The 20,026-nt window shown below is 63.1% G+C and carries 23 protein-coding genes; 21 read left to right on the plus strand and 2 right to left on the minus strand.

Going from position 1 to position 20,026, the window contains the following annotated elements; all coding sequences use genetic code 11:
• Positions 1-10: 10 nt before the first annotated feature.
• From AC3EC3_RS17360 to AC3EC3_RS17460, 21 genes are all read left to right on the plus strand, one after another.
• Positions 11-1,141 (plus strand): replication initiator protein A, encoded by a 1,131-nt coding sequence (locus AC3EC3_RS17360; protein WP_488490856.1) that lies wholly within the window; start codon positions 11-13, stop codon positions 1,139-1,141.
• Positions 1,138-1,791: a ParA family partition ATPase gene (parA, locus tag AC3EC3_RS17365; RefSeq protein WP_488490857.1), complete on the plus strand. Its 654-nt coding sequence runs from the start codon at positions 1,138-1,140 to the stop codon at positions 1,789-1,791. The genes AC3EC3_RS17360 and parA overlap by 4 nt, the downstream gene beginning before the upstream one ends.
• Positions 1,788-2,042: a ribbon-helix-helix protein gene (locus tag AC3EC3_RS17370; RefSeq protein ID WP_488490858.1), complete on the plus strand. Its 255-nt coding sequence runs from the start codon at positions 1,788-1,790 to the stop codon at positions 2,040-2,042. The genes parA and AC3EC3_RS17370 overlap by 4 nt, the downstream gene beginning before the upstream one ends.
• Positions 2,039-2,560, plus strand: coding sequence for a DUF2840 domain-containing protein (locus AC3EC3_RS17375; RefSeq protein WP_488490859.1), 522 nt, complete (start codon positions 2,039-2,041; stop codon positions 2,558-2,560). The genes AC3EC3_RS17370 and AC3EC3_RS17375 overlap by 4 nt, the downstream gene beginning before the upstream one ends.
• Positions 2,557-3,114, plus strand: coding sequence for a S26 family signal peptidase (locus tag AC3EC3_RS17380; RefSeq protein ID WP_488490860.1), 558 nt, complete (start codon positions 2,557-2,559; stop codon positions 3,112-3,114). The genes AC3EC3_RS17375 and AC3EC3_RS17380 overlap by 4 nt, the downstream gene beginning before the upstream one ends.
• A 68-nt stretch (positions 3,115-3,182) precedes the next feature.
• Complete coding sequence (locus AC3EC3_RS17385) at positions 3,183-3,530, plus strand: DUF736 domain-containing protein (protein WP_488490861.1); 348 nt, start codon at positions 3,183-3,185, stop codon at positions 3,528-3,530.
• A 4-nt stretch (positions 3,531-3,534) separates the two neighbouring features.
• Entirely contained in the window at positions 3,535-4,263 is a 729-nt protein-coding gene (locus AC3EC3_RS17390) for a lytic transglycosylase domain-containing protein (RefSeq protein ID WP_488490862.1), read from the plus strand.
• A 244-nt stretch (positions 4,264-4,507) separates the two neighbouring features.
• Positions 4,508-6,244: a relaxase/mobilization nuclease domain-containing protein gene (locus AC3EC3_RS17395; protein ID WP_488490863.1), complete on the plus strand. Its 1,737-nt coding sequence runs from the start codon at positions 4,508-4,510 to the stop codon at positions 6,242-6,244.
• 30 nt (positions 6,245-6,274) lie between these two features.
• Positions 6,275-8,254: a conjugal transfer protein TraG gene (locus tag AC3EC3_RS17400; protein WP_488490864.1), complete on the plus strand. Its 1,980-nt coding sequence runs from the start codon at positions 6,275-6,277 to the stop codon at positions 8,252-8,254.
• Positions 8,255-8,261: 7 nt separating this feature from the next.
• Positions 8,262-8,714 carry a CopG family transcriptional regulator gene (locus AC3EC3_RS17405; protein ID WP_488490865.1) on the plus strand — a complete coding sequence of 151 codons (453 nt, stop codon included), beginning with the start codon at positions 8,262-8,264 and terminating at the stop codon, positions 8,712-8,714.
• Between the two features lie 162 nt (positions 8,715-8,876).
• Positions 8,877-9,887, plus strand: coding sequence for a P-type conjugative transfer ATPase TrbB (gene trbB / locus AC3EC3_RS17410; protein WP_488490866.1), 1,011 nt, complete (start codon positions 8,877-8,879; stop codon positions 9,885-9,887).
• Positions 9,888-9,916: 29 nt separating this feature from the next.
• Entirely contained in the window at positions 9,917-10,216 is a 300-nt protein-coding gene (locus AC3EC3_RS17415) for a TrbC/VirB2 family type IV secretion system protein (RefSeq protein WP_488490892.1), read from the plus strand.
• The gene (locus AC3EC3_RS17420) at positions 10,216-10,497 is read left to right on the plus strand and encodes a VirB3 family type IV secretion system protein (RefSeq protein WP_488490867.1); all 282 of its coding nucleotides are present in this window, start codon (positions 10,216-10,218) and stop codon (positions 10,495-10,497) included. The genes AC3EC3_RS17415 and AC3EC3_RS17420 overlap by 1 nt, the downstream gene beginning before the upstream one ends.
• Positions 10,498-10,512: 15 nt before the next feature.
• Positions 10,513-12,951 (plus strand): conjugal transfer protein TrbE, encoded by a 2,439-nt coding sequence (gene trbE, locus AC3EC3_RS17425; protein WP_488490868.1) that lies wholly within the window; start codon positions 10,513-10,515, stop codon positions 12,949-12,951.
• A complete protein-coding gene (gene trbJ / locus AC3EC3_RS17430; protein ID WP_488490869.1) occupies positions 12,948-13,703 on the plus strand; it encodes a P-type conjugative transfer protein TrbJ in 756 nt (251 codons plus the stop codon). Before trbE ends, trbJ begins: the two co-directional genes overlap by 4 nt.
• A 10-nt stretch (positions 13,704-13,713) precedes the next feature.
• Positions 13,714-14,004, plus strand: coding sequence for a putative entry exclusion protein TrbK-alt (trbK-alt, locus tag AC3EC3_RS17435; protein WP_488490870.1), 291 nt, complete (start codon positions 13,714-13,716; stop codon positions 14,002-14,004).
• A 4-nt stretch (positions 14,005-14,008) separates the two neighbouring features.
• On the plus strand, positions 14,009-15,373 hold the full coding sequence (trbL, locus tag AC3EC3_RS17440; RefSeq protein WP_488490871.1) for a P-type conjugative transfer protein TrbL: 1,365 nt from the start codon (positions 14,009-14,011) through the stop codon (positions 15,371-15,373).
• Positions 15,373-16,056 (plus strand): conjugal transfer protein TrbF, encoded by a 684-nt coding sequence (gene trbF, locus AC3EC3_RS17445; protein WP_488490872.1) that lies wholly within the window; start codon positions 15,373-15,375, stop codon positions 16,054-16,056. The genes trbL and trbF overlap by 1 nt, the downstream gene beginning before the upstream one ends.
• Positions 16,053-17,084 carry a P-type conjugative transfer protein TrbG gene (trbG, locus tag AC3EC3_RS17450; RefSeq protein ID WP_488490873.1) on the plus strand — a complete coding sequence of 344 codons (1,032 nt, stop codon included), beginning with the start codon at positions 16,053-16,055 and terminating at the stop codon, positions 17,082-17,084. Before trbF ends, trbG begins: the two co-directional genes overlap by 4 nt.
• 89 nt (positions 17,085-17,173) lie before the next feature.
• Positions 17,174-18,310, plus strand: a complete 1,137-nt coding sequence (locus tag AC3EC3_RS17455) for a TraB/TrbI/VirB10 family type IV secretion system protein (RefSeq protein ID WP_488490874.1) — start codon at positions 17,174-17,176, stop codon at positions 18,308-18,310.
• Positions 18,311-18,312: 2 nt separating this feature from the next.
• The gene (locus AC3EC3_RS17460) at positions 18,313-18,552 is read left to right on the plus strand and encodes a DUF2274 domain-containing protein (protein ID WP_488490875.1); all 240 of its coding nucleotides are present in this window, start codon (positions 18,313-18,315) and stop codon (positions 18,550-18,552) included.
• On the opposite strand, the gene AC3EC3_RS17465 is transcribed toward AC3EC3_RS17460, so the two are convergent.
• On the minus strand, positions 18,485-19,465 hold the full coding sequence (locus tag AC3EC3_RS17465) for a LysR family transcriptional regulator (protein WP_488490876.1): 981 nt from the start codon (positions 19,463-19,465) through the stop codon (positions 18,485-18,487). The genes AC3EC3_RS17460 and AC3EC3_RS17465 overlap by 68 nt on opposite strands.
• Positions 19,466-19,473: 8 nt before the next feature.
• Entirely contained in the window at positions 19,474-19,989 is a 516-nt protein-coding gene (locus AC3EC3_RS17470) for a universal stress protein (protein WP_488490877.1), read from the minus strand.
• Between the last annotated feature and the right edge of the window lie 37 nt (positions 19,990-20,026).

Raw genomic sequence — 20,026 nt, forward strand, 5'->3', positions numbered from 1 at the left:
GCGGCCTCCAATGGTGACGCGGCAACCGCCACGTTCCGAGCGTGGACAACTCGACCTGTTTCGCGCGCTCCCTGGCGATTTTGCGGTCCGAGATGCGCAGGACCTCATGGCCTATCCGTTTTTCTCCCTCTCCAAATCCCATCGTGTCAGGCCGATTGATTTCGCTGCCGGCCATGTCGCGATCCGGGTTGAAGCCGTGCCCGATCACGGCATGGCAACTATCTGGGACGCTGACATTCTGATCTGGGCGGCGAGCCAGATCGTGGAGGCCCGTGATGCAGGGCTGCGGACCTCTCGCCTGATGGCCGCCACCCCTTACGAAATCCTCCGCTTCATCGGCCGGGGAACGTCGGTGCGCGACTATCAGCGCCTGAAGGCCGCGCTCGACAGACTTCAGTCCACCACCGTTTCCACCACGATCCGGCAGCCCCTTGAAGGGCGTCGCCATCGCTTCTCCTGGATCAACGAGTGGAAGGAGCGCACTGACCGCAACGGTCGGCCCGACGGTATCGAACTGATCGTGCCCGACTGGTTCTACCAGGCGGTGCTCGACGACGCGCTCGTGCTGACGATCGATCGGGCCTACTTCGATCTGACTGGGGGCCTCGAGCGCTGGCTCTACCGGATCGTGCGCAAACACGGTGGCCGGCAGCGCCGAGGCTGGCGGTTCGACTTCCGGCACCTTCACCAGAAGTCCGGCAGCTTATCGCCATTCAAGCGCTTCGCTTTCGAGCTCCGCGACATCATCCGCCGTCAGCCGCTGCCGGGCTATACGCTGTTCACCGAGATCGAAGTCGGCGAGCGGGTGCTACTGGCCTTCAAGCCTGTGGCGCCTTGTGGAAAACCTGTGGAAACGCTCGTGCCATCCGGAACCCTGATCGGCGTGCCATCAGGAACCGGCCTGCCGTGCCATCGGGAACCCAAACAGCCTCTAATCATCTGTCCAAAAAGCGAAATTCGTTCCCCTAACTTAGAGTCTAACCAAGAATCTAACTCTGAAGGGCGCGCGCGTGATGTGGGAAACCTCATCCGCGATACCGCAAGAAAGCTTCGAGGCGCCGGCAGAAAGCCAACGGCCCAGACCGGCGAGGCCTTGTCCTTGCCCCTCCTTCCCCTCTCGTGCCCGGGGGAAAAACCATGATTATCGCTCTGCTCAATCAGAAGGGGGGCGTCGGCAAGACGACGCTGGCACTTCATCTGGCAGGGGAATGGGCGCGGCAGGGCAAGCGGGTCGCGCTGGTCGATGCGGACCCCCAGGGCTCGGCGCTCGACTGGTCGCAGCAACGGGCTCGTGAGGGGCTACCACGCTGCTTCGGCGTCATCGGTCTGGCTCGCGACATCCTGCACCGGGAAGCGCCGGAACTCGCCCGTGATGCCGACCATGTCATTATCGATGGCCCGCCGCGTGTTGCCGCGCTGATGCGTTCGGCGCTGCTTGCATCCGACCTGGTAATCATTCCTGTACAGCCGTCGCCATTCGACGGGTGGGCTTCGGCCGAAATGCTGGGGCTTGTAGCGGAAGCGCGAATTTATCGGCCGGATCTTGCCGCTCGCTTCGTGCTCAATCGGTGCGGCGCGCGCACCATTCTCGCCCGGGACACGGCTGAAACGCTCGCAGATCACGATCCGCCGGTACTCTCCACCACGATTGGCCAGCGCGTCATATTCGCCGCTGCTGCGCAGTCTGGTCGACTGGCGCATGAACTGGACGAGTATACACCCGCCGCGCGTGAGATCGCGGCACTGGTGAACGAGATTGATCTCCTTCGTGCCGAGGGGACAGCGCGATGAGCGAGCGGCCGAACCGTAGGAGCTTTGCTTCCCGTCCAGCCGATCCCGAGCACTGGATCAAGGCCACCGATGTACCACCACCACGCGATGGAAACGCTGCGGGGTTCACCGCTCGACTGACCATCGATGTGACGCCCGACCTGCGCGGCCGGATCAAGATCGCCGCTTTCCGGCGCGGGATCACGGTTGCGGACATGCTGCGCGAATTGCTCGGCCGCGAATTTCCAACGATTGAAGGAGACCTGTCATGACCGGTGTCGCGGCTTCCCGCGCGCGGGGCGGCCCAGTGCCGATCGTCCAGCAAGCTGATCTCCTGACCCATGTCGAACTGACGTGGGTCGAAAAGAAGATCGAGAACTGGATCCGGTTCGGCCGCGAGGCGCGTGAAACCATCCTGGACCGTCGCCGCCGTGTGCTGTCCTTCCGTCCCGGCGCCACCTTTGCCTTCGTTCGATGGGCGTCGAACGACTTCGGAACGATCATCTCACGGATCGATATCCTGAAAGCGGTCAGGCCGGGCGAGGCCTGTCAGACGCTCCCCTTTGTACGACCCGGTGGTGACATCCTGCTCAAGATCGAAGGCTGGCCTAAGGTCCAGCAGGTGCTGCGCCATATCGATCTGGTGGAGGCCGCCGACATTGATGCCTGCGAAGTCTCGCCCGATCACTGGCGCCACGTCCATCATCGACTGATCGCCGGTCAGGAGCCCCGCGGCTACACGATGGAGCGCCATAAAGCGTGGCTCAAGCGGCGGGAGATCGAAGGATGACCCGCTTTGGTTATGTCATGGCGACGTATTTTGCGACGATGGGCGTTGCGATTGCGTCCTTCGTTCCGATGCCACTGCGCCTCGTCTGGAACGCTTCGGCTAGCGTGCCCATCGGCCTCTACGATCTCGGAGCACCGCACCATCTGGCCGTCGGCGATCTGGTCGTGGCGGGCGCCCCGAAATCCGTCGCGGAACTGATGGTTGCGCGTGGATATATCGGTCGCGGCGTGCCGATTTTGAAGCATGTCGCGGCACTTCCGGGGCAAACGGTTTGCCGGAGCGGCGCTACCGTGACGATCGACGGTGCGCCATGGGGCAGGGCGTTGGAGCGCGATAGACGGGGCCGCCCGCTGCCGCATTGGTGGGGGTGCCGCCGTGTCGGTGCCGGGCAGGTCTTCCTCATGAATTCCGCTGTCCCGGACAGTTTCGATGGCCGGTACTTCGGCCCGATTTCAGCAAGCGCCGTCATCGGCAAGGCAACGCCGCTCTACACGGATCAAGCCGGCGATGGGCACTTCGTCTGGCGTGCCGAGAACAGGGCAACCGAGCGCTGACCCTCTCCCGATCGGCGGGAGCGGTGCTCGCCGACGGATGTCTCAACACCACCGTCAAGGATCCAATCATGCCACAGATCGGCACCTTCATCCGCGACGAAAGCGGCTTCATCGGACATCTGACGACGCTGCTCCTGCATCAGGACGTCGTCATCGCCGCCGCCGAGCCTTCCGACGCCGAGAACGCCCCTGACTACCGCGTCCACCTCTTCGACGGCATGAACAACGAGACGGCTGCGGAAATCGGCGCCGGCTGGAAGCGTACCGGCGAGAGGGCCGGTGAGTATATCGCCCTTCTCCTCGATGACCCGAGCCTTGCGCAACCCATTCGCGCCAACCTCTTCCGGGATGACGACGACGGCAAGGACTGGTCGCTGCACTGGACTCGACCGATCAAGCGCGACGCGAAGGACTGATCCCATGCGTGGAACCGTCCTCTTCCTTCTTTCCGGCCTCGCGCTCTCCTGCGGTCAGGCGATCCCGTCACTCGCCCAGCCCGTGACGGCTGACCGTCATCCAGCGGGTGAACCTGATGCCGATGACATCGCCGAGGCGGAGCAAAGGTTCGGGGTGCCGGCGCTCTGGATCAGGACGGTTCTTCGAGTTGAAAGTAACGGTGATCCGCGCGCCATCTCGCCCAAGGGCGCGATGGGATTGATGCAACTCATGCCGCAGACATGGGCTGCCATGCGCGCCCGGCATCACCTCGGCAGCAATCCCTACGACCCGCACGACAACATCATCGCCGGCGCGAGCTACATTCGCGAACTGTTCGACCGCTACGGCTCACCCGGCTGGATCGCCGCGTACAATGCTGGGCCTGGTCGTTATGAAGCGTCGCTTTCTGGTCGACCGTTGCCCGCAGAGACCCGCGCCTATGTCGCGGCTGTCATGCCAGCGCTGGTCGGAGGACGAGAAGTTGGCACCACCGTCCTCGCGGCAGTCGATCCCAACGCTTGGACCCGCGCGCCACTGTTCGTCACGCAACCGACAGGCAAATCAGCCGCCGATGCTGCGCCGCAGAGGGGCGCTTCGACTGACGCATCGAGCAGTGCGTTCTCATCCGCATTCGTGCGCGATGTCGCCGCCGCCGCGTCGCAGACGAACGGCCTTTTCGTTGGTCGCGCTGGCGGGGCGGTCGCACCATGAGCGCGGGGGTCACCGATCGCACGATAGCGGGCGCAGGCGTGATTTGGAGCGCGGAGAGGGGGGAAGCGGACAACACGACCGAAGGATGGCGAGATAAAAAGCCGCGAGGTGCGGCTTGGGGCGGTCGTGTTGTTTCAAGGGGTTATATCGCGATTTCGCGAGGTGAGCGATTTTATCACACCTCCCGGCCTGACCGATTTCCTCATAATTACCTGCGTTTGGCGCGATGTGCGGTATCTCGACCATGACAGACGAGATCAATTTCCGCATTCGGCCTGGCCGCATCCGTTCGTCTGGTGCTCAGCGCGCCAGACCCTTCATCGCTCAGGCCCTTGCCGCCGCGCAGAAGGCCGGCGCCCATGTTTCTCGCGCTGGCCGGATTAGCCCCGGTACTCGCTCGGCCTTTGGCCGTGGGCGGAGCGCGAGTGTGCGTGCCAATCGACTTCTATCCGGCCGCTCACGTGCCGTGATCATCAAGACGCGTGTGGTGCGCCACCATGCCCAGGCGACACCGCTTGCCGCCCATCTCAATTATCTGCGGCGTGAGGGTGTGACCCGAGATGGAGAGAAGGCGAAGCTGTTCGGGCCGGATGGTGGTGACGTGGAGGCCCGGTCCTTTGCGGCTCGCGCCGAGGAGGATCGCCATCATTTCCGCTTCATCGTCTCGCCCGAAGACGCTGCTGACATGGCTGACCTCCGGGGCTTTACCCGTGGCCTGATGCGCCAAATGGAGGCCGACCTGGGAACCAGGCTCGACTGGGCGGCTGTCGATCACTGGAACACGGACAATCCGCACATCCATATCCTCGTGCGGGGCCGTGCCGACGACGGGCAGGATCTCGTCATCGCCCGAGATTACATCAAGGAGGGGATGCGCGCCCGAGCCTCCGATCTGATCACACAGGAATTGGGGCCGCGGAGCGATCTCGACATCCGTCGCGATCTGGAGCGTCAGGTCGATGCCGAGCGCTGGACCCGCCTCGATCGCCAGCTCGTCCGCGACGGGCGCGATGGTATCATCGATATGGCACCGGTCGCGGGGCGTCTGCCCGACGAATATCACACACAGAAGATCGGCCGGCTGCGGAAGCTGGAGGGACTCGGCCTCGCTGCCGAGGTCGGCCCGGGACAGTGGGTGATCGAAGACAAAGCTGAGGCGGTATTGCGCGAGCTTGGCGAGCGCGGTGACATCATCAAGCGGATGCACAAGGCGTTGACCGAGCGCGGTATCGAGCGGGGTTCGGCCAGTTACGTGCTGGCGGGCGAAAGCCTTGACCAGCCCATCATCGGCCGGCTGGTCGATCGAGGGCTGGACGACGAACTGAAGGGCTCTGCCTATGCCGTGATCGATGGTGTGGATGGCCGAACCCATCACATCAAGCTCTCAGACCTCGACGCGGCAGGGGACAGTCCCCCTGGCTCGATTGTCGAGTTGCGCCGGTTCGATGATGCCAAGGGAAAACGCCGGGTCGCGATCGCGGTGCGTTCCGATCTCGACATCGACGGGCAGATCACCGCGACTGGCGCCACCTGGCTCGACCGGCAGAACATCGCTCGAGAAGGGGCCGCCCTTTCGGATGGCGGTTTCGGCGCCGAGGTGCGTGAGGCGCTCACTGCCCGAGCGGAGCATCTGGTCGAACTGGGCTTTGCCGAGCGCAGTGCCCAGCGCGTCACCTTCAACCGCAACCTGATAGACAGGCTGCGCAATCGGGAACTTGAAGCCTTGGGCGAGAAGCTCTCGGCCGAGAGTGGCCAGCAGTTCAATCGGGCGAGCGGCGGCGAATTTGTAACAGGCTCATACCGGCAGCGCTTCACGCTCGCCTCCGGTCGCTTCGCCATGATCGACGACGGTCTTGGCTTCCAACTCGTCCCCTGGACACCCTCCCTCGAAAAGCAACTCGGCCAACACGTCTCTGGCGTCGCCCGCAACGATGGCGGCATCGACTGGAGTTTTGGCCGCAAGCGGGGCCTCGGCCTCTAACCCACCATTGCAGATGCGAAGGATTTGCGCATGCCCGCTACCAAGATCCTCTGGGGCCAGATCATCACGGTTCTTTCCATCGTGCTCATCTGCGTCTGGGGCGCGACCGAATGGGTAGCCTGGCGCCTTGCTTTCCAGCCCGAACTTGGAAGGCCCTGGTTTCTGCTGTTCGGCTTCCCGGTCTATCTACCGCCGGCCTTCTTCTGGTGGTGGTACGGTTACGATGCCTATGCGCCACAGATATTTGTCGAAGGGGCTTATATCGCGGCATCTGGGGGGGGCATTGCGGTGGCCGTCGCGATCGGCATGTCGATCTGGCGCGCACGGGAAGCTAAGAAGGTCGAGACCTATGGATCGGCTCGCTGGGCCGAGAAGGGTGAGGTACGTGGCGCCGGTCTCCTTGGCGCGGATGGGGTCGTGCTCGGCCGCTACGATCGCGATTACCTACGCCATGACGGACCCGAACATGTGCTGTGCTTTGCACCGACGCGGTCTGGCAAGGGCGTCGGTCTCGTCGTACCCTCGCTATTGACCTGGCCCGGCTCGGCCATCGTCCATGATATCAAGGGTGAAAACTGGCAACTCACCGCTGGCTTTCGCGCTCAGCATGGCCGGACGCTGCTGTTCGATCCCACCAATGCGAAATCGTCCGCCTACAATCCGCTGCTCGAAGTACGCCGTGGGGCATGGGAGGTGCGCGATGTCCAGAATATCGCCGACATTCTGGTCGATCCTGAAGGCAGCCTTGAAAAGCGGAATCATTGGGAAAAAACCAGTCATGCATTGCTGGTCGGTGCGATCCTGCATGTCCTCTATGCAGAGGCCGACAAGACACTGGCAGGCGTCGCCGCCTTCCTCTCCGATCCCAAGCGGCCGATCGAATCCACGCTGGCGGCGATGATGAAGACGGCACATCTGGGAGAAGCAGGGCCGCACCCTGTGATTGCTTCGGCGGCGCGAGAACTGCTGAACAAATCCGAGAACGAGCGTTCGGGCGTGCTCTCAACCGCCATGTCATTTCTCGGCCTGTACCGCGATCCCATTGTCGCCGAGGTGACGCGCCGCTGTGACTGGCGCATCGGTGACATCGTGGCCGGAAGGCATCCCACCACCCTCTACCTCGTCGTGCCGCCCTCCGATATCAACCGAACCAAGCCCTTGATCCGGCTGATCCTCAATCAGGTCGGACGCCGACTGACCGAGGATCTCCAAGCTAAAGCCGGGCGTCATCGGCTCTTGCTGATGCTGGACGAGTTTCCTGCGCTGGGACGGCTCGATTTTTTCGAGAGCGCACTGGCCTTCATGGCGGGCTACGGCCTCAAGAGTTTCCTTATCGCCCAGTCGCTGAATCAGATCGAGAAGGCATACGGCCCCAACAACTCGATCCTCGACAACTGCCACGTGCGCGTCAGCTTCGCGACCAATGACGAGCGCACGGCCAAGCGTGTCTCCGACGCTCTCGGCACCGCCACTGAGATGAAAGCCATGAAAAACTATGCCGGGCATCGCCTCAGCCCTTGGCTCGGGCACCTGATGGTGTCTCGCTCGGAAACCGCCCGACCGCTGCTCACCCCGGGCGAAGTTATGCAACTGCCATCGAACGACGAGATCGTCATGGTCGCCGGTACGCCGCCAATCCGGGCGAAGAAGGCGCGCTACTACGAGGATGCCCGGTTCAAGGAACGGATCCTGCCGCCCCCGGCGCTCGCTGCTCCAAAGGAGATCCGGCCAGACGATTGGACCACGCTGCCGCGTCCTCCCGAGCCTAAGACCGCAAACCCGAAGGCCTTGGATGAGGATGACGATCCGACCGAATCTGAACATCGCCAACAGCCGGAACTCAACCGGGTGCAGCCAGTCGAGAAGGTGCCGATCGACAATCCGTTCGAGATCGATGCCGATCACGATGAGATCGAGGATGAAACGGTACGTCTCGCCCGGATGAACGGGCTGATGCAGGGGGTTGCCCGGCAAATCTCTCTCGATCCTGACGACGGCATGGATTTGTGAGGCGTCGATGAAGAAAACACCCCGCAAAGAGCGGCTCTCGGTTTACCTCGACCCGGCTGTCATGAACCGGCTGGTGGAGCATGCTGCGCGCCGCGATCATTCACGTTCGCTGGTCGCCGAGGCGGCGATCGAGTCTTTCCTCTCTCCGGATGCAGCCGAGCGGCAGGAGGCGGCCCTCATCAAACGGCTCGATCAGATCGATCGCCGTATAACGCGGCTGGAGCGCGATGTTGGCATCGCGGTCGAAAGCCTGGCCGTGTTCATCAAGTATTGGGTGGCGACCACGCCGACCTTGCCGGAACCGGCCGCGCAGGCTGCACGCGCAAAAGCTGGCGAACGCTATGACCAGTTCGTCACCGCGCTCGGCCGACGGCTCGCCAGAGGGCCGAAGCTACGCCAGGAAATCAGCGAGGACCTACCCGAGTCGCAGTATCAGGCCAGTCACGCACCAGGCGATTGATGTCTGGTCGGCCTCCAGGGGACGACACGCCGCCGCCGTTTTCCTGTATTTGCACGCTACCGTACTACGACAACGAATCCTTGTTGAACTCACCCAATTTGCGGCTCTTTTAATCATCCCCGTCAGGGGGCGTTTGGCTCTCCCGGCGGTGACGGGGATCAAATGGGCGCTTCGCATCACAACTCGGAAGGCTTCGCGCGCGGTGCAAGAATGCTGCGCACGGCACTGGGGCCGGCGATTGCCCGGTTTCTGGAAGATACGTGCGTCGTCGAGGTGATGCTGAACCCGGACGGGTGCATCTGGATTGACCGCTTATCCGAGGGACTTTGCGATACCGGCGAACGGCTTTCGCCTGCCGATGGCGAACGCATCGTCCGCTTGGTCGCGCACCATGTCGGTGCCGAGGTTCATGCTGGCGCCCCACGCGTGTCGGCCGAACTGCCAGAAACGGGCGAGCGGTTCGAGGGGCTGCTGCCGCCAGTAGTGGCGGCCCCCGCTTTCGCCATTCGCAAACCCGCCGTCGCCGTCTTCACCCTGCTCGATTATGTCGCGGCTGGCATCATGTCGGGCGGACAAGCGAATGCCCTGCGCCGTGCGGTTGCCGAACGCGCCAACATCCTCGTCGCGGGTGGCACCTCCACTGGCAAGACGACCCTGACCAATGCGCTCCTGGCCGAGGTGGCGAAAACCTCCGACCGCGTCGTCATCATCGAGGATACGCGCGAACTGCAATGCGCGGCGCCCAATCTTGTCTCCATGCGGACGAAGGATGGTGTAGCCACGCTTTCCGATCTGGTTCGTTCGTCACTCCGCCTGCGCCCCGACCGCATCCCGGTCGGTGAGGTGCGGGGGGCGGAGGCGCTGGACCTCCTCAAAGCTTGGGGCACCGGCCACCCCGGCGGCATCGGCACCATCCATGCCGGTAGCGCCATCGGCGCGCTGCGTCGCCTCGAACAACTCATTCAGGAAGCCGTAGTCACGGTCCCGCGCGCGCTGATCGCCGAGACGATCGACGTCGTGGCGGTGCTCGCCGGGCGCGGTTCTGCGCGTCGGCTGGTCGAACTCGCCCGCGTCGAGGGTCTTGGCCCCGACGGCGATTACCGCGTCACGCCTGCCGTCACCGAGCACGGTCCGGCCTCGTTCCCCCCAAGCACCCAAGGAGACAATCCGTGATCCAACGCTTGCATATCGTGCGTCGTCGCCTGGCGATGACGGCATCCTTCGCCATCCTGTCCGTGACCATGGCGCCGGCCGCCTACGCCTCGGGCTCGTCCATGCCCTGGGAAACGCCGCTCAACAGCATCCTCGAATCGATCCAGGGGCCGGTGGCCAAGATCGTCGCCGTCATCATCATCATCACGACGGGCCTGACGCTGGCTTTCGGCGACACCTCCGGCGGCTTTCGCCGGATGATCCAGATCGTCTTCGGACTGTCGATCGCCTTTGCCGCCTCGAGCTTCTTCCTGACCTTCTTCTCGTTCAGCGGCGGGGCGCTGGTCTGATGGCAGGGATCGTCGATCAGGACGGCGTGGTCGCAGGCTTCACTGTGCCCGTCCACCGGGCACCGACCGAGCATATCCTGCTCGGCGGCGCCCCCCGCTCGATCGCCATCATGAACGGCACTCTCGCGGGCGCGATCGGCCTGGGGCTTCGGCTCTGGCTGATCGGCCTCGCCATCTGGGCGGTCGGTCATGCCGCGGCCGTCTGGGCCGCGAAGCGCGATCCCATGTTCGTCGAGGTCGGGCGTCGTCACCTGCGCACGCCAACGCATTTCACGATTTGAGCGGGAGGCTGTCCGATGATGAACCTCGCCGAATATCGCAACCGCAGCAGTCGGCTTGCCGACTTCCTGCCCTGGGTCGCGCTGGTTGCTCCCGGCATCATCCTCAACAAGGATGGCAGCTTTCAGCGCACTGCCCAATTCCGAGGTCCGGACCTGGACAGTGCCGTGCCCGCCGAATTGGTCGCGGTTGCCGGCCGCCTCAACAACGCCTTTCGTCGTCTTGGATCAGGCTGGGGTATCTTCGTCGAGGCGCAGCGCCATCCGTCGAACAGCTATCCCGACAGTCGCTTTCCCGATGCAGCCTCGGCGATGGTCGATGCCGAGCGCAAAGCTGACTTCGAGGAGGCCGGCGCGCATTTCGAATCCGCTTACTTCCTGACCTTCACCTATCTGCCGCCTGCCGAAGATGCAGCCCGCGCGGAAAGCTGGCTGTACGAGGGCAGGGACCAGAGCGGTATCGATCCCCATGAGGTGCTGACCGGCTTTGCCGATCGGACCGATCGCATCCTCCGGCTGATCGAAGCCTTCATGCCGGAATGTGCCTGGCTGACCGATGCTGAGACGCTGACCTATCTGCACGGTTGCGTCTCGACCAAGCGGCACCGTGTCCGGGTGCCTGAAACGCCCATGTATCTCGATGCACTGCTGGCCGATCAGCCTTTGACCGGCGGGCTGGAGCCCCGCTTGGGTGACCAGCACGTCCGTGTGTTGACCGTCACTGGCTTTCCGACCGCGACGACGCCGGGACTGCTCGACGAGTTGAACCGGCTGGCCTTTCCCTATCGCTGGGCGACCCGCGCGATCCTGCTCGACAAGACCGATGCGACCAAGCTGCTCACCAAAATCCGCCGCCAATGGTTCGCCAAGCGCAAGAGCGTTGCCGCGATGCTCAAGGAGGTGATGACGAACGAGGCTTCGGTGCTGGTCGATACCGATGCCTCGAACAAGGCGGCAGATGCAGACCTCGCTCTGCAGGAACTGGGTGCCGACTATGCCAGCATCGCCTATGTTACCGCAACCGTGACTGTGTGGGATGCCGATCCCCGCGTGGCCGATGAGAAATTGCGGCTGGTCGAAAAGGTGATCCAGGGCCGCGACTTCACCGCGATGGTCGAAACCATCAATGCGGTGGATGCCTGGCTCGGAAGTCTTCCCGGGCATGTTTACGCCAATGTGCGGCAGCCGCCTATTTCCACGCTCAATCTCGCCCACATGATCCCCTTGAGCGCCGTGTGGGCGGGGCCGGAACGGGACGAGCATTTCGGTGACGCCCCCTTGCTGTACGGCAAGACTGAAGGCTCGACCCCGTTCCGGTTTTCCCTGCATGTCGGCGATGTCGGCCACACCCTCGTCGTCGGGCCGACCGGCGCGGGCAAATCCGTCCTGCTGGCGCTGATGGCGCTTCAGTTCCGGCGCTATGCCCGTGCCCAGATCTTCGCCTTCGACTTCGGCGGCAGCATCCGCGCTGCCGCGCTGGCGATGGGGGGCGACTGGCATGACCTTGGCGGCGACCTTTCGGACGGGGCGGAATCCTCCGTCAGCCTTCAGCCGCTCGCTCGTATCCACGACGTGCCCGAACGCGCCTGGGCCGCCGACTGGATCGTTGCGATCCTGACCCGTGAAGGCATCGCCATCACCCCGGAGGTGAAGGAGCATATCTGGACGGCGCTGACCTCGCTGGCATCGGCGCCGGTTGGGGAACGGACGATTACCGGCCTTGCCGTGTTGCTCCAGTCCAATGACCTGAAACAAGCCTTGCGCCCTTATTGCATCGGGGGTGCCCACGGGCGACTGCTCGATGCGGAGGCCGAGTATCTGGGCACCGCAACGGTGCAAGCGTTCGAGACGGAAGGTTTGATCGGAACGCAGGCCGCGCCTGCGGTGCTGGCCTATCTGTTCCATCGTATCGACGATCGGCTCGACGGCTCGCCCACTCTCATCATCATCGATGAGGGATGGCTGGCACTCGATGACGAGGGGTTCGCTGGCCAGCTTCGCGAATGGCTGAAGACGCTACGCAAGAAGAACGCCAGCGTCATCTTCGCCACGCAAAGCCTTTCTGACATCGATGGTAGCGTCATTGCGCCGGCAATCATCGAAAGTTGTCAGACCCGGCTGTTGCTCCCGAACGAACGCGCGATCGAGCCGCAGATCACCGCCATCTATCGCCGCTTCGGCCTCAACGATCGCCAGATCGAGATCATCGCCCGGGCCATGCCGAAACGGGATTATTACTGCCAGAGCCGCCGGGGCAATCGCCTGTTCGAGCTGGGCCTGTCCGAAGTGGCGCTGGCGCTATGTACCGCATCGTCTCGCGCCGACCAAACAGCCATCGCGCGCATCGTCGGCGAGCATGGCCGCGATGATTTCCTCCGCCACTGGCTGCGTCATCGCGGTCTCGGCTGGGCCATCGACCTTATTCCCGACCTCGCCAATCTGGAGACACGCTCATGATCAGCAAAGCCCTTTCGCGTGCATCGATGTCTGGCGCCGCCATCATCGCCATGCTCGCAACCACCGTTCCCGCGCATGCACAACTCGGCACCGGCATCGTCTTCGATCCCACGAACTATACCCAGAACGTGCTCACCGCCGCGCGTGAGTTGCAGCAGATCAACAACCAGATTCAGCAGATCGAAAACCAGACCCAGTCTCTGATCAATCAGGCCAAGAATCTCGCCAGCATGCCCTATTCGCTGGTGTCCACGATCACGAGCCAGATCCAGCGTACGGAGCAGCTCATCAGCCAGGCGCAGAAGATCGCCTACAGCGTCACCACGATCGATCAGGCCTTTACCACCAATTACGGCGCGGTAAACCTGAACAAGAGCCAGCAGCAGATGATCGCCCAGGCGCAGGATCGCTGGCAGACGTCTGTCGCGGCTTTGCAGGACGCCATGCGGATGCAGGCCACGGTCGTCGGCAATATCACGACCGCCCGCACCAATGTGACCCAGCTCGGCGCCAGCAGCCAATCCGCGACAGGGGCGCTGCAAGCCTCTCAGGTGAGCAACCAGCTTCTGGTGCAGATTTCCCAGCAGCTTTCCGACCTCATTGCCTTGCAGGCGGCAGACAGCCGGGCGCGGGCACTCATCGCTGCGGACAAGGCCACCGGCCAGAATCAGGGATCGACCCAGTTGTCGACCTTCCTGACGCCCGGCGCTGGCTACCAGGCCACCACCGTCCAGATGTTTCACGGCAATTGAGGGCAGGGCGATGGATGGGAAGACCCTTGCGCGGCTGGGCGCCGTCGCGTTCGTGGCGGTGGCGATCACCGCGACTGTGATCGACATGACACGCCCGAAGCCGGTGCCGGTCGAGATGGGCACCCTGCCGGTCGTCACTCCGGTCGTGGATCCGCTCCGGGATGAACTGGCCCGCTGCCAGCTTCTTGGCGAGGCCGGCGCGCATGATCCTGATTGCCTGAAAACATGGGCCGAGAACCGTCGCCGCTTCCTCTCGCCCGACGCGCCGCCCGTTACGCCGGCTAGCACGGAGGCTCGATAGGATCATGGCTGGCACCGGCATCATCGACACCTTCCTCAACACCTTCACGACCTACATCGACAGCGGCTTCGGACTGCTCAAACCCGAGGTTGGCTATATCGCCACAACGCTGATCGTCATCGACGTGACGCTGGCCGCGCTGTTCTGGAGTTGGGGCGCGGACGACAACATCATGGCCCGGCTGGTCAAGAAGACGCTGTTCGTCGGCGCCTTCGCCTATCTCATCGATAACTGGAATAACCTCGCCCAGATCATTTTCGACTCCTTTTCCGGGCTTGGCCTGAAAGCGGCTGGCTCGAGCTTGTCAGCCGCCGACTTCCTTCAGCCGGGCCGGATCGCGCAAGTTGGCCTCGATGCGGGGCGTCCGCTGCTCACCTCCATCTCCGGCCTGATGGGCTATGTCTCGTTCTTCGAGAATTTCATCCAGATCGCAGTGCTGCTGTTTGCCTGGCTGATGGTGCTGCTCGCCTTCTTCATCCTCGCGATCCAGCTCTTCGTGACGCTGATCGAGTTCAAACTGTCCACCCTTGCTAGCTTTGTGCTGATCCCCTTCGGCCTGTTCGGCAAGTCCGCCTTCATGGCCGAGCGGGTGCTGGGCAATGTGATATCCTCAGGGATCAAGGTGCTGGTGCTGGCGGTGATCGTCGGCATTGGTTCGACGCTGTTTTCGCAGTTCACCACGGCCAGCGGCACACAACCGAGCATCGACGACGCGATGGCGATCGTCCTGGCGGCGCTGTCACTGCTCGGCCTTGGCATCTATGGGCCGGGCATCGCCAATGGCCTGGTCTCCGGCGGCCCGCAACTTGGCGCTGGCGCTGCGATCGGCACGGGACTTGCCGCTGGCGGCTTGGCTGCGGCGGGCGGCGCGGCCATCGGCGCGGCTGCCGGTGGCGTCGGGATGCTGGCCGGTGGGGCCGCTGCCGCTGCCCGAGGTGGCGCCGCGCTCGCAGGCGGGGCCTCGACCGCTTACAGCCTCGGCGCTGCCGGCGGCTCGGGCATGTCCGGTGTCGCATCGGGTCTGGGCAATGTTGCAAGGACGGGCGCACAAGCCGCCGCTTCTCCATTGAAACGCACCGCGTCGAACGTCGCCGACGGTCTGAAGCAAAGCTACCAGTCTGGCGCTCGCGCAGCGTCCGACATCGCTAGCGGGGCACCCGCCGCTGCCGCAACAGGTGGCGGCGAAGAAGCCAACGCCTCCGCACCGCAAGGCGCAACCACCGCCAAGGACAGTCCGCCCGAATGGGCAAAGCGCATGAAGCGCTCACAGCAGATGTCGCATGGCGCCCAGACCGCGGCACACGCGGTTCGCTCCGGCGACAGCCATGGCGGCGGTTCCTCTGTCAATCTCACCGAAGGGGACAACTGATGTTCAAGCGACCGTCCACGCATTACGGCAAATCACCGCAGCCCGAGACGCCCTATCAGCGCGCCGCACAGGTTTGGGACGACCGTATCGGTTCCGCCCGCGTTCAGGCGCGCAATTGGCGCACTATGGCTTTCGGATCCCTGGCACTCTCCGCTGGCTTGTCGGCGGCGCTGGTTTGGCAGTCCGCCAATGGTTCGATCGTGCCTTGGGTGGTGCAGGTCGATAAGCTCGGTCAGGCGCAGGCTATCGCTCCCGCAGCCGCCGATTATCAGCCCTCTGACCCGCAGATTGCCTTCTACCTCGCGCGCTTCGTCGAGGAGGTCCGCTCGGTCCCCGCCGATCCGATCATCGTGCGCCAGAACTGGCTGCGTGCCTACGATTTCACCACGCAGGGCGGTGCAGTCGCGCTCAATGATTATGCCCGCACCAACGACCCCTTCGCCAACGTCGGCAAGCAGCAAGTCGCGGTGGATGTGTCGTCGGTCATCCGCGCCTCACCCGGCAGCTTCCGGGTGGAATGGATCGAGCGGCACTATCAGGACGGCAGCCTTGCCGACACCGCCCGCTGGACCGCCATCCTGACCATCGCCGTGCAACCACCGCGCGATGCCGAGACGCTCAGGAAGAACCCACTCGGAATCTACATCAACGCCATCAACTGGTCGAAGGAGCTTGGACAATGATGCCCACCTTCCGTAAAGCCGTCCCTCGGACATCAGGTTCTTCAGCTTTCCAACTGATTTTGCTGCTGTCCGCGACATCTCTCGCCGGTTGCGCAGGGCATACGCCGCCGCCGGCAATCTCCTATGACGATGCCGCTCCCGCTGTCCTGAAGGCTGACCCGCCGGCACCGATCTCGGTGGTGGAATTGGCCAAACCTCTGCCGCTGCCAGGCCAACTCAAGCCGGTCGGCAAAGAGACGAAACCGACACCTGATCTGCCGGATCCCACCGCGCGGATCAGCCAGGCGAATGCCGCTGCCCGAATGCAGCCGATACGCAACGGATTCATCAATGCGATGCAGGCCTACCCCTTCGTCGACGGTGCGCTCTATCAGCTCTATGCCGCACCGGGACAGATCACCGACATCGCACTCCAGCCGGGCGAGCAGCTGGCCGGCAGCGGCCCGGTCGCGGCGGGCGACACGGTGCGATGGATCATCGGCGACACGGAGAGCGGCACGGGGGAAAGCAAGCAGGTCCATATCCTCGTCAAGCCCACGCGACCGGCGTTGATGACCAACCTGGTCATCAACACGGATCGGCGCACTTACCACCTGGAGCTGCACTCGACCGAGAAGACGTACATGGCCCTGTTGTCCTGGCAATATCCGCAGGACCAACTCATCGCCTTGCACCAGCAGAACGCGTTGGCGCAGGCTGGCCAACCTGTTTCCACCGGGCTCGATCTCACACACGTAAATTTTCGCTATGAGGTGACGGGCGATCGGGCGCCGTGGCGGCCGCTGCGGGCATTCGACGATGGCCAGCAGGTCTTCATCGAGTTCCCTCGCGGCATCGCGCAGGGCGAGATGCCGCCGCTGTTCGTCGTCGGCCCAGAGGGGAAGACCTCTGAATTGGTGAACTACCGGGTCCGCGACAACTACATGATCGTGGACCGTCTATTCGCTGCCGCCGAGTTGCGGTTGGGAGCGAAGAAGGGGCAGCAACGGGTGCGCATCTCCCGGACGGATGGGAGGCGGGCATCGTGACGGACGCATCTGATCCTGGCACCGGGAGTGGCCCTGGTGCCGAACCCGCCGATGATACAAGATCGCTCACCGGCGAACCTGCCGCCCCTATGAGGCTGCGCCCCGAGCCGCCGCGCGTTACTCGCCTTTCGCGCAAGGCGCTGGGCCTGCTCGGCCTGGTGACGAGCTTGGGCGTGGGTGGCGCACTGATCTACGCTCTCCAGAACCACAGCGGCCATAGTCAGGGGCAGGAACTCTACTCTACCGACAACCGCTCGACCCCAGATGGGCTTGCCGGACTGCCTAGGAGCTATGCCGACGTGCCCAAGCTCGGGCCGCCATTGCCTGGTGATCTTGGCCGTCCGATCCTGGCTGCACAGACCGTAACGCCAGGAACTCCCACGCCCGGTGGTGCCTCCGCTGGGCCAAGCCCGGAACAGCAGCGCCGGTTACAGGAGCGCGAGGCAGCGCTGGCGGGTCGGCTTTTTACCTCAACCGAAACCCGTCCCGCTGAGAGTGTGGGCACGACACAGACCACAACCGTTTCGGCGCAACCCGGCTTGGCCATTCCTGGCTCCGCACCACAGGCTTCGACGTCAACTGTGCAGGATCGCCAACTTGCTTTCCTGAATCAGGCCCCCGACAAATTCGCAGTATCGGCCGATCGCGTCACCGCCCCACCATCTCCGGACGTGCTCCAGGCCGGTGCGGTTATCCCGGCCGCGCTTATCTCTGGCATCCGCTCTGACCTTCCTGGTCAGATCACTGCTCAGGTGACGGAAAATGTTTATGACAGCCCCACGGGCCGCATTCTGCTCGTGCCGCAGGGCACGCGGGTTATCGGTCAGTACGACAGCGGCGTTGGCTTCGGCCAGCAGCGGGTGTTGCTGGTCTGGACTCGCCTGATCTTTCCGAATGGGCGGTCGATCGTGCTGGAACGGCAGCCGGGAGCTGATGCCCAGGGCTATGCCGGATTGCAGGATGGCGTCGATTACCATTGGGGCCAATTGTTCAAGGCGGCCATTCTCTCGACCATTCTCAGCGTCGGTGCCGAAGCGGGCACCAGCGATAGCGAGAATAATCTGGCGCAGGCCATCCGTATGGGGGCATCGAACAGCATCAGCCAGACTGGCCAGCAGATCGTCAGCCGTCAGCTCAACATCCCACCCACTCTGACCATCAGGCCCGGTTTTCCCGTCAGGGTTCTGGTGACGCACGATCTCGTTCTCGAACCCTATGGAGGCTGATTATGTCAAAGCTGAAGCTGGCGCCGATCGCTGACGATAAGCCCGTAAAGACCACGCTGGATCTGCCCGCCGCTCTGCATCGCGACTTGACGATCTATGCGGAGGCTCTTGGTCAGCAGGCCGGGCAGCCGGCTAGCGACCCTGCTCGACTGATCGTGCCGATGCTCGAGCGGTTCATGGCAACGGATCGGGGCTTTGCAAAAGTGAAGCAGGCTTGGCTGAAGAGCCGATTGCCAGGTTGAGGCCGGCCGCAGGTCGTGGAGCCGCCATTTGCCTGGCCATGCTGAGGAGGCGCCGGCAGGCAGGATTATCGTTATGCGGCGACCACACCGCGCTGAACGGCATCACTTCCCCTCGGATCGGTCTGTATATGACGCCGGGATATTGAGCAGCAGTGGTCGCCTCGCTTATGATTGTCAGGCCGCGGCCGATCGCAACCAGGGTCATAAGGTTGTTACGGCCAACATGCTGTGGATGTATATCGGGGCGTCGGCCATACTCTGCGAAATTTTGCATCAGATATTCGTGAATATCAGGCCCAGGGGGGGCAGCACTGACGATGAACTGTTCGGACGCGATATCTGGCCAATCAATCGCATCTTTCGTGGACAGATCATGCTCTTTCGGCAGGGCCAGGAACATACGTTCGTTCCAAAGATGCACGGTATCGCAATCGCTTGGCGTCGAGGTGCTGGCGATGAACGACAGATCAAGACGAAGTTGACGGACAGAGACGATATGCTCTGCAGCATTTCCGTCGATGAGTTCGATCACGACTTCGGGATGGGCGCGCTCAAATGCGTTGAGCAACTCGTGCAGGAAGCCAGACGCCAGAGTTGAGAATATTCCGATCCTGACCCGCCCTTCCTCCGATCGTCCGATAGCCGCAACGTCACGAGCCCCATCGCAGAGACTTTGCAAAGCCAATTGAGCACGGTGCAAGAAGCGCTGGCCCGCGAGGGTCAGGGACACGCCGCTGGGCTGACGATGAAAGAGCGACGCTCCCAGCAGATCTTCAAGGTCACGGATGCGTCGACTGATTGCCGACTCCTGGACGTCTAGCGCTACGCCAGCTTTGCGGAAGCTGCCGTGATCGGCGGCTGCCACAAAATAGCGGATGTGGCGAAATTCTGGATAATGTCTATCCTTTATCATATCGGAATCTAAGGCCAGATCGCGCCATGCGATGGGGCGGGGATATCACCGGACCGTTGTTGGGTCTCTGGCAGGTCGTCAGGGATGACGAGAACGGGGACTGAGGATCTCTCGAGAAGTTCATGACAGACGGAGCGTTCAGCAATCCGTTTCAACCATGAATGGTGTCTGTGTCCCAACACGATAGTGTCACAGGCCAAGTCAGCGGCCGCTTTGAGGATTGCCGCCACCGGTTCACCCGCCACGACAGAGCCGTCGGATGATAGCCCTCGCGTGCGAAGCTCGATAATCGCTTGTCGTACAAGGGCATCCGCCCCCTCGCGTTCATTGGCGGCGGCAGGGTAATCGACCTCATCGACGCGGGTCGGTCGCACGCCGTCGGGTTCGTCGAGGAAATATCCTGGATCGACGGCACAAAGAATATGCAGCGACGCGCCAGATGAGCGCGCGAGGTCGGCCGCTGCATCGATGACATGCCTTGTTCGGCTAGACCCATCTATTCCGGCAAGAATCTTGCGGATCATGCTGATGTTCCGTTCAATAGAGGCGAAGTCGCCTGGC

It is taken from the genome of Novosphingobium sp. BAM6 (assembly GCF_057784955.1).

Coding starts and splice junctions, on each gene's coding strand:
- trbF (WP_488490872.1), top strand. CDS start 15,373: ATGTTCAAGCGACCGTCCACGCATTACGGCAAATCACCGCAGCCCGAG.
- trbL (WP_488490871.1), top strand. CDS start 14,009: ATGGCTGGCACCGGCATCATCGACACCTTCCTCAACACCTTCACGACC.
- AC3EC3_RS17390 (WP_488490862.1), top strand. CDS start 3,535: ATGCGTGGAACCGTCCTCTTCCTTCTTTCCGGCCTCGCGCTCTCCTGC.
- AC3EC3_RS17460 (WP_488490875.1), top strand. CDS start 18,313: ATGTCAAAGCTGAAGCTGGCGCCGATCGCTGACGATAAGCCCGTAAAG.
- AC3EC3_RS17465 (WP_488490876.1), bottom strand. CDS start 19,465: ATGATAAAGGATAGACATTATCCAGAATTTCGCCACATCCGCTATTTT.
- trbE (WP_488490868.1), top strand. CDS start 10,513: ATGATGAACCTCGCCGAATATCGCAACCGCAGCAGTCGGCTTGCCGAC.
- AC3EC3_RS17385 (WP_488490861.1), top strand. CDS start 3,183: ATGCCACAGATCGGCACCTTCATCCGCGACGAAAGCGGCTTCATCGGA.
- AC3EC3_RS17375 (WP_488490859.1), top strand. CDS start 2,039: ATGACCGGTGTCGCGGCTTCCCGCGCGCGGGGCGGCCCAGTGCCGATC.
- trbG (WP_488490873.1), top strand. CDS start 16,053: ATGATGCCCACCTTCCGTAAAGCCGTCCCTCGGACATCAGGTTCTTCA.
- parA (WP_488490857.1), top strand. CDS start 1,138: ATGATTATCGCTCTGCTCAATCAGAAGGGGGGCGTCGGCAAGACGACG.
- AC3EC3_RS17420 (WP_488490867.1), top strand. CDS start 10,216: ATGGCAGGGATCGTCGATCAGGACGGCGTGGTCGCAGGCTTCACTGTG.
- AC3EC3_RS17455 (WP_488490874.1), top strand. CDS start 17,174: ATGAGGCTGCGCCCCGAGCCGCCGCGCGTTACTCGCCTTTCGCGCAAG.
- AC3EC3_RS17395 (WP_488490863.1), top strand. CDS start 4,508: ATGACAGACGAGATCAATTTCCGCATTCGGCCTGGCCGCATCCGTTCG.
- AC3EC3_RS17380 (WP_488490860.1), top strand. CDS start 2,557: ATGACCCGCTTTGGTTATGTCATGGCGACGTATTTTGCGACGATGGGC.
- AC3EC3_RS17360 (WP_488490856.1), top strand. CDS start 11: ATGGTGACGCGGCAACCGCCACGTTCCGAGCGTGGACAACTCGACCTG.
- AC3EC3_RS17370 (WP_488490858.1), top strand. CDS start 1,788: ATGAGCGAGCGGCCGAACCGTAGGAGCTTTGCTTCCCGTCCAGCCGAT.
- AC3EC3_RS17405 (WP_488490865.1), top strand. CDS start 8,262: ATGAAGAAAACACCCCGCAAAGAGCGGCTCTCGGTTTACCTCGACCCG.
- trbB (WP_488490866.1), top strand. CDS start 8,877: ATGGGCGCTTCGCATCACAACTCGGAAGGCTTCGCGCGCGGTGCAAGA.
- AC3EC3_RS17470 (WP_488490877.1), bottom strand. CDS start 19,989: ATGATCCGCAAGATTCTTGCCGGAATAGATGGGTCTAGCCGAACAAGG.
- trbK-alt (WP_488490870.1), top strand. CDS start 13,714: ATGGATGGGAAGACCCTTGCGCGGCTGGGCGCCGTCGCGTTCGTGGCG.
- AC3EC3_RS17400 (WP_488490864.1), top strand. CDS start 6,275: ATGCCCGCTACCAAGATCCTCTGGGGCCAGATCATCACGGTTCTTTCC.
- trbJ (WP_488490869.1), top strand. CDS start 12,948: ATGATCAGCAAAGCCCTTTCGCGTGCATCGATGTCTGGCGCCGCCATC.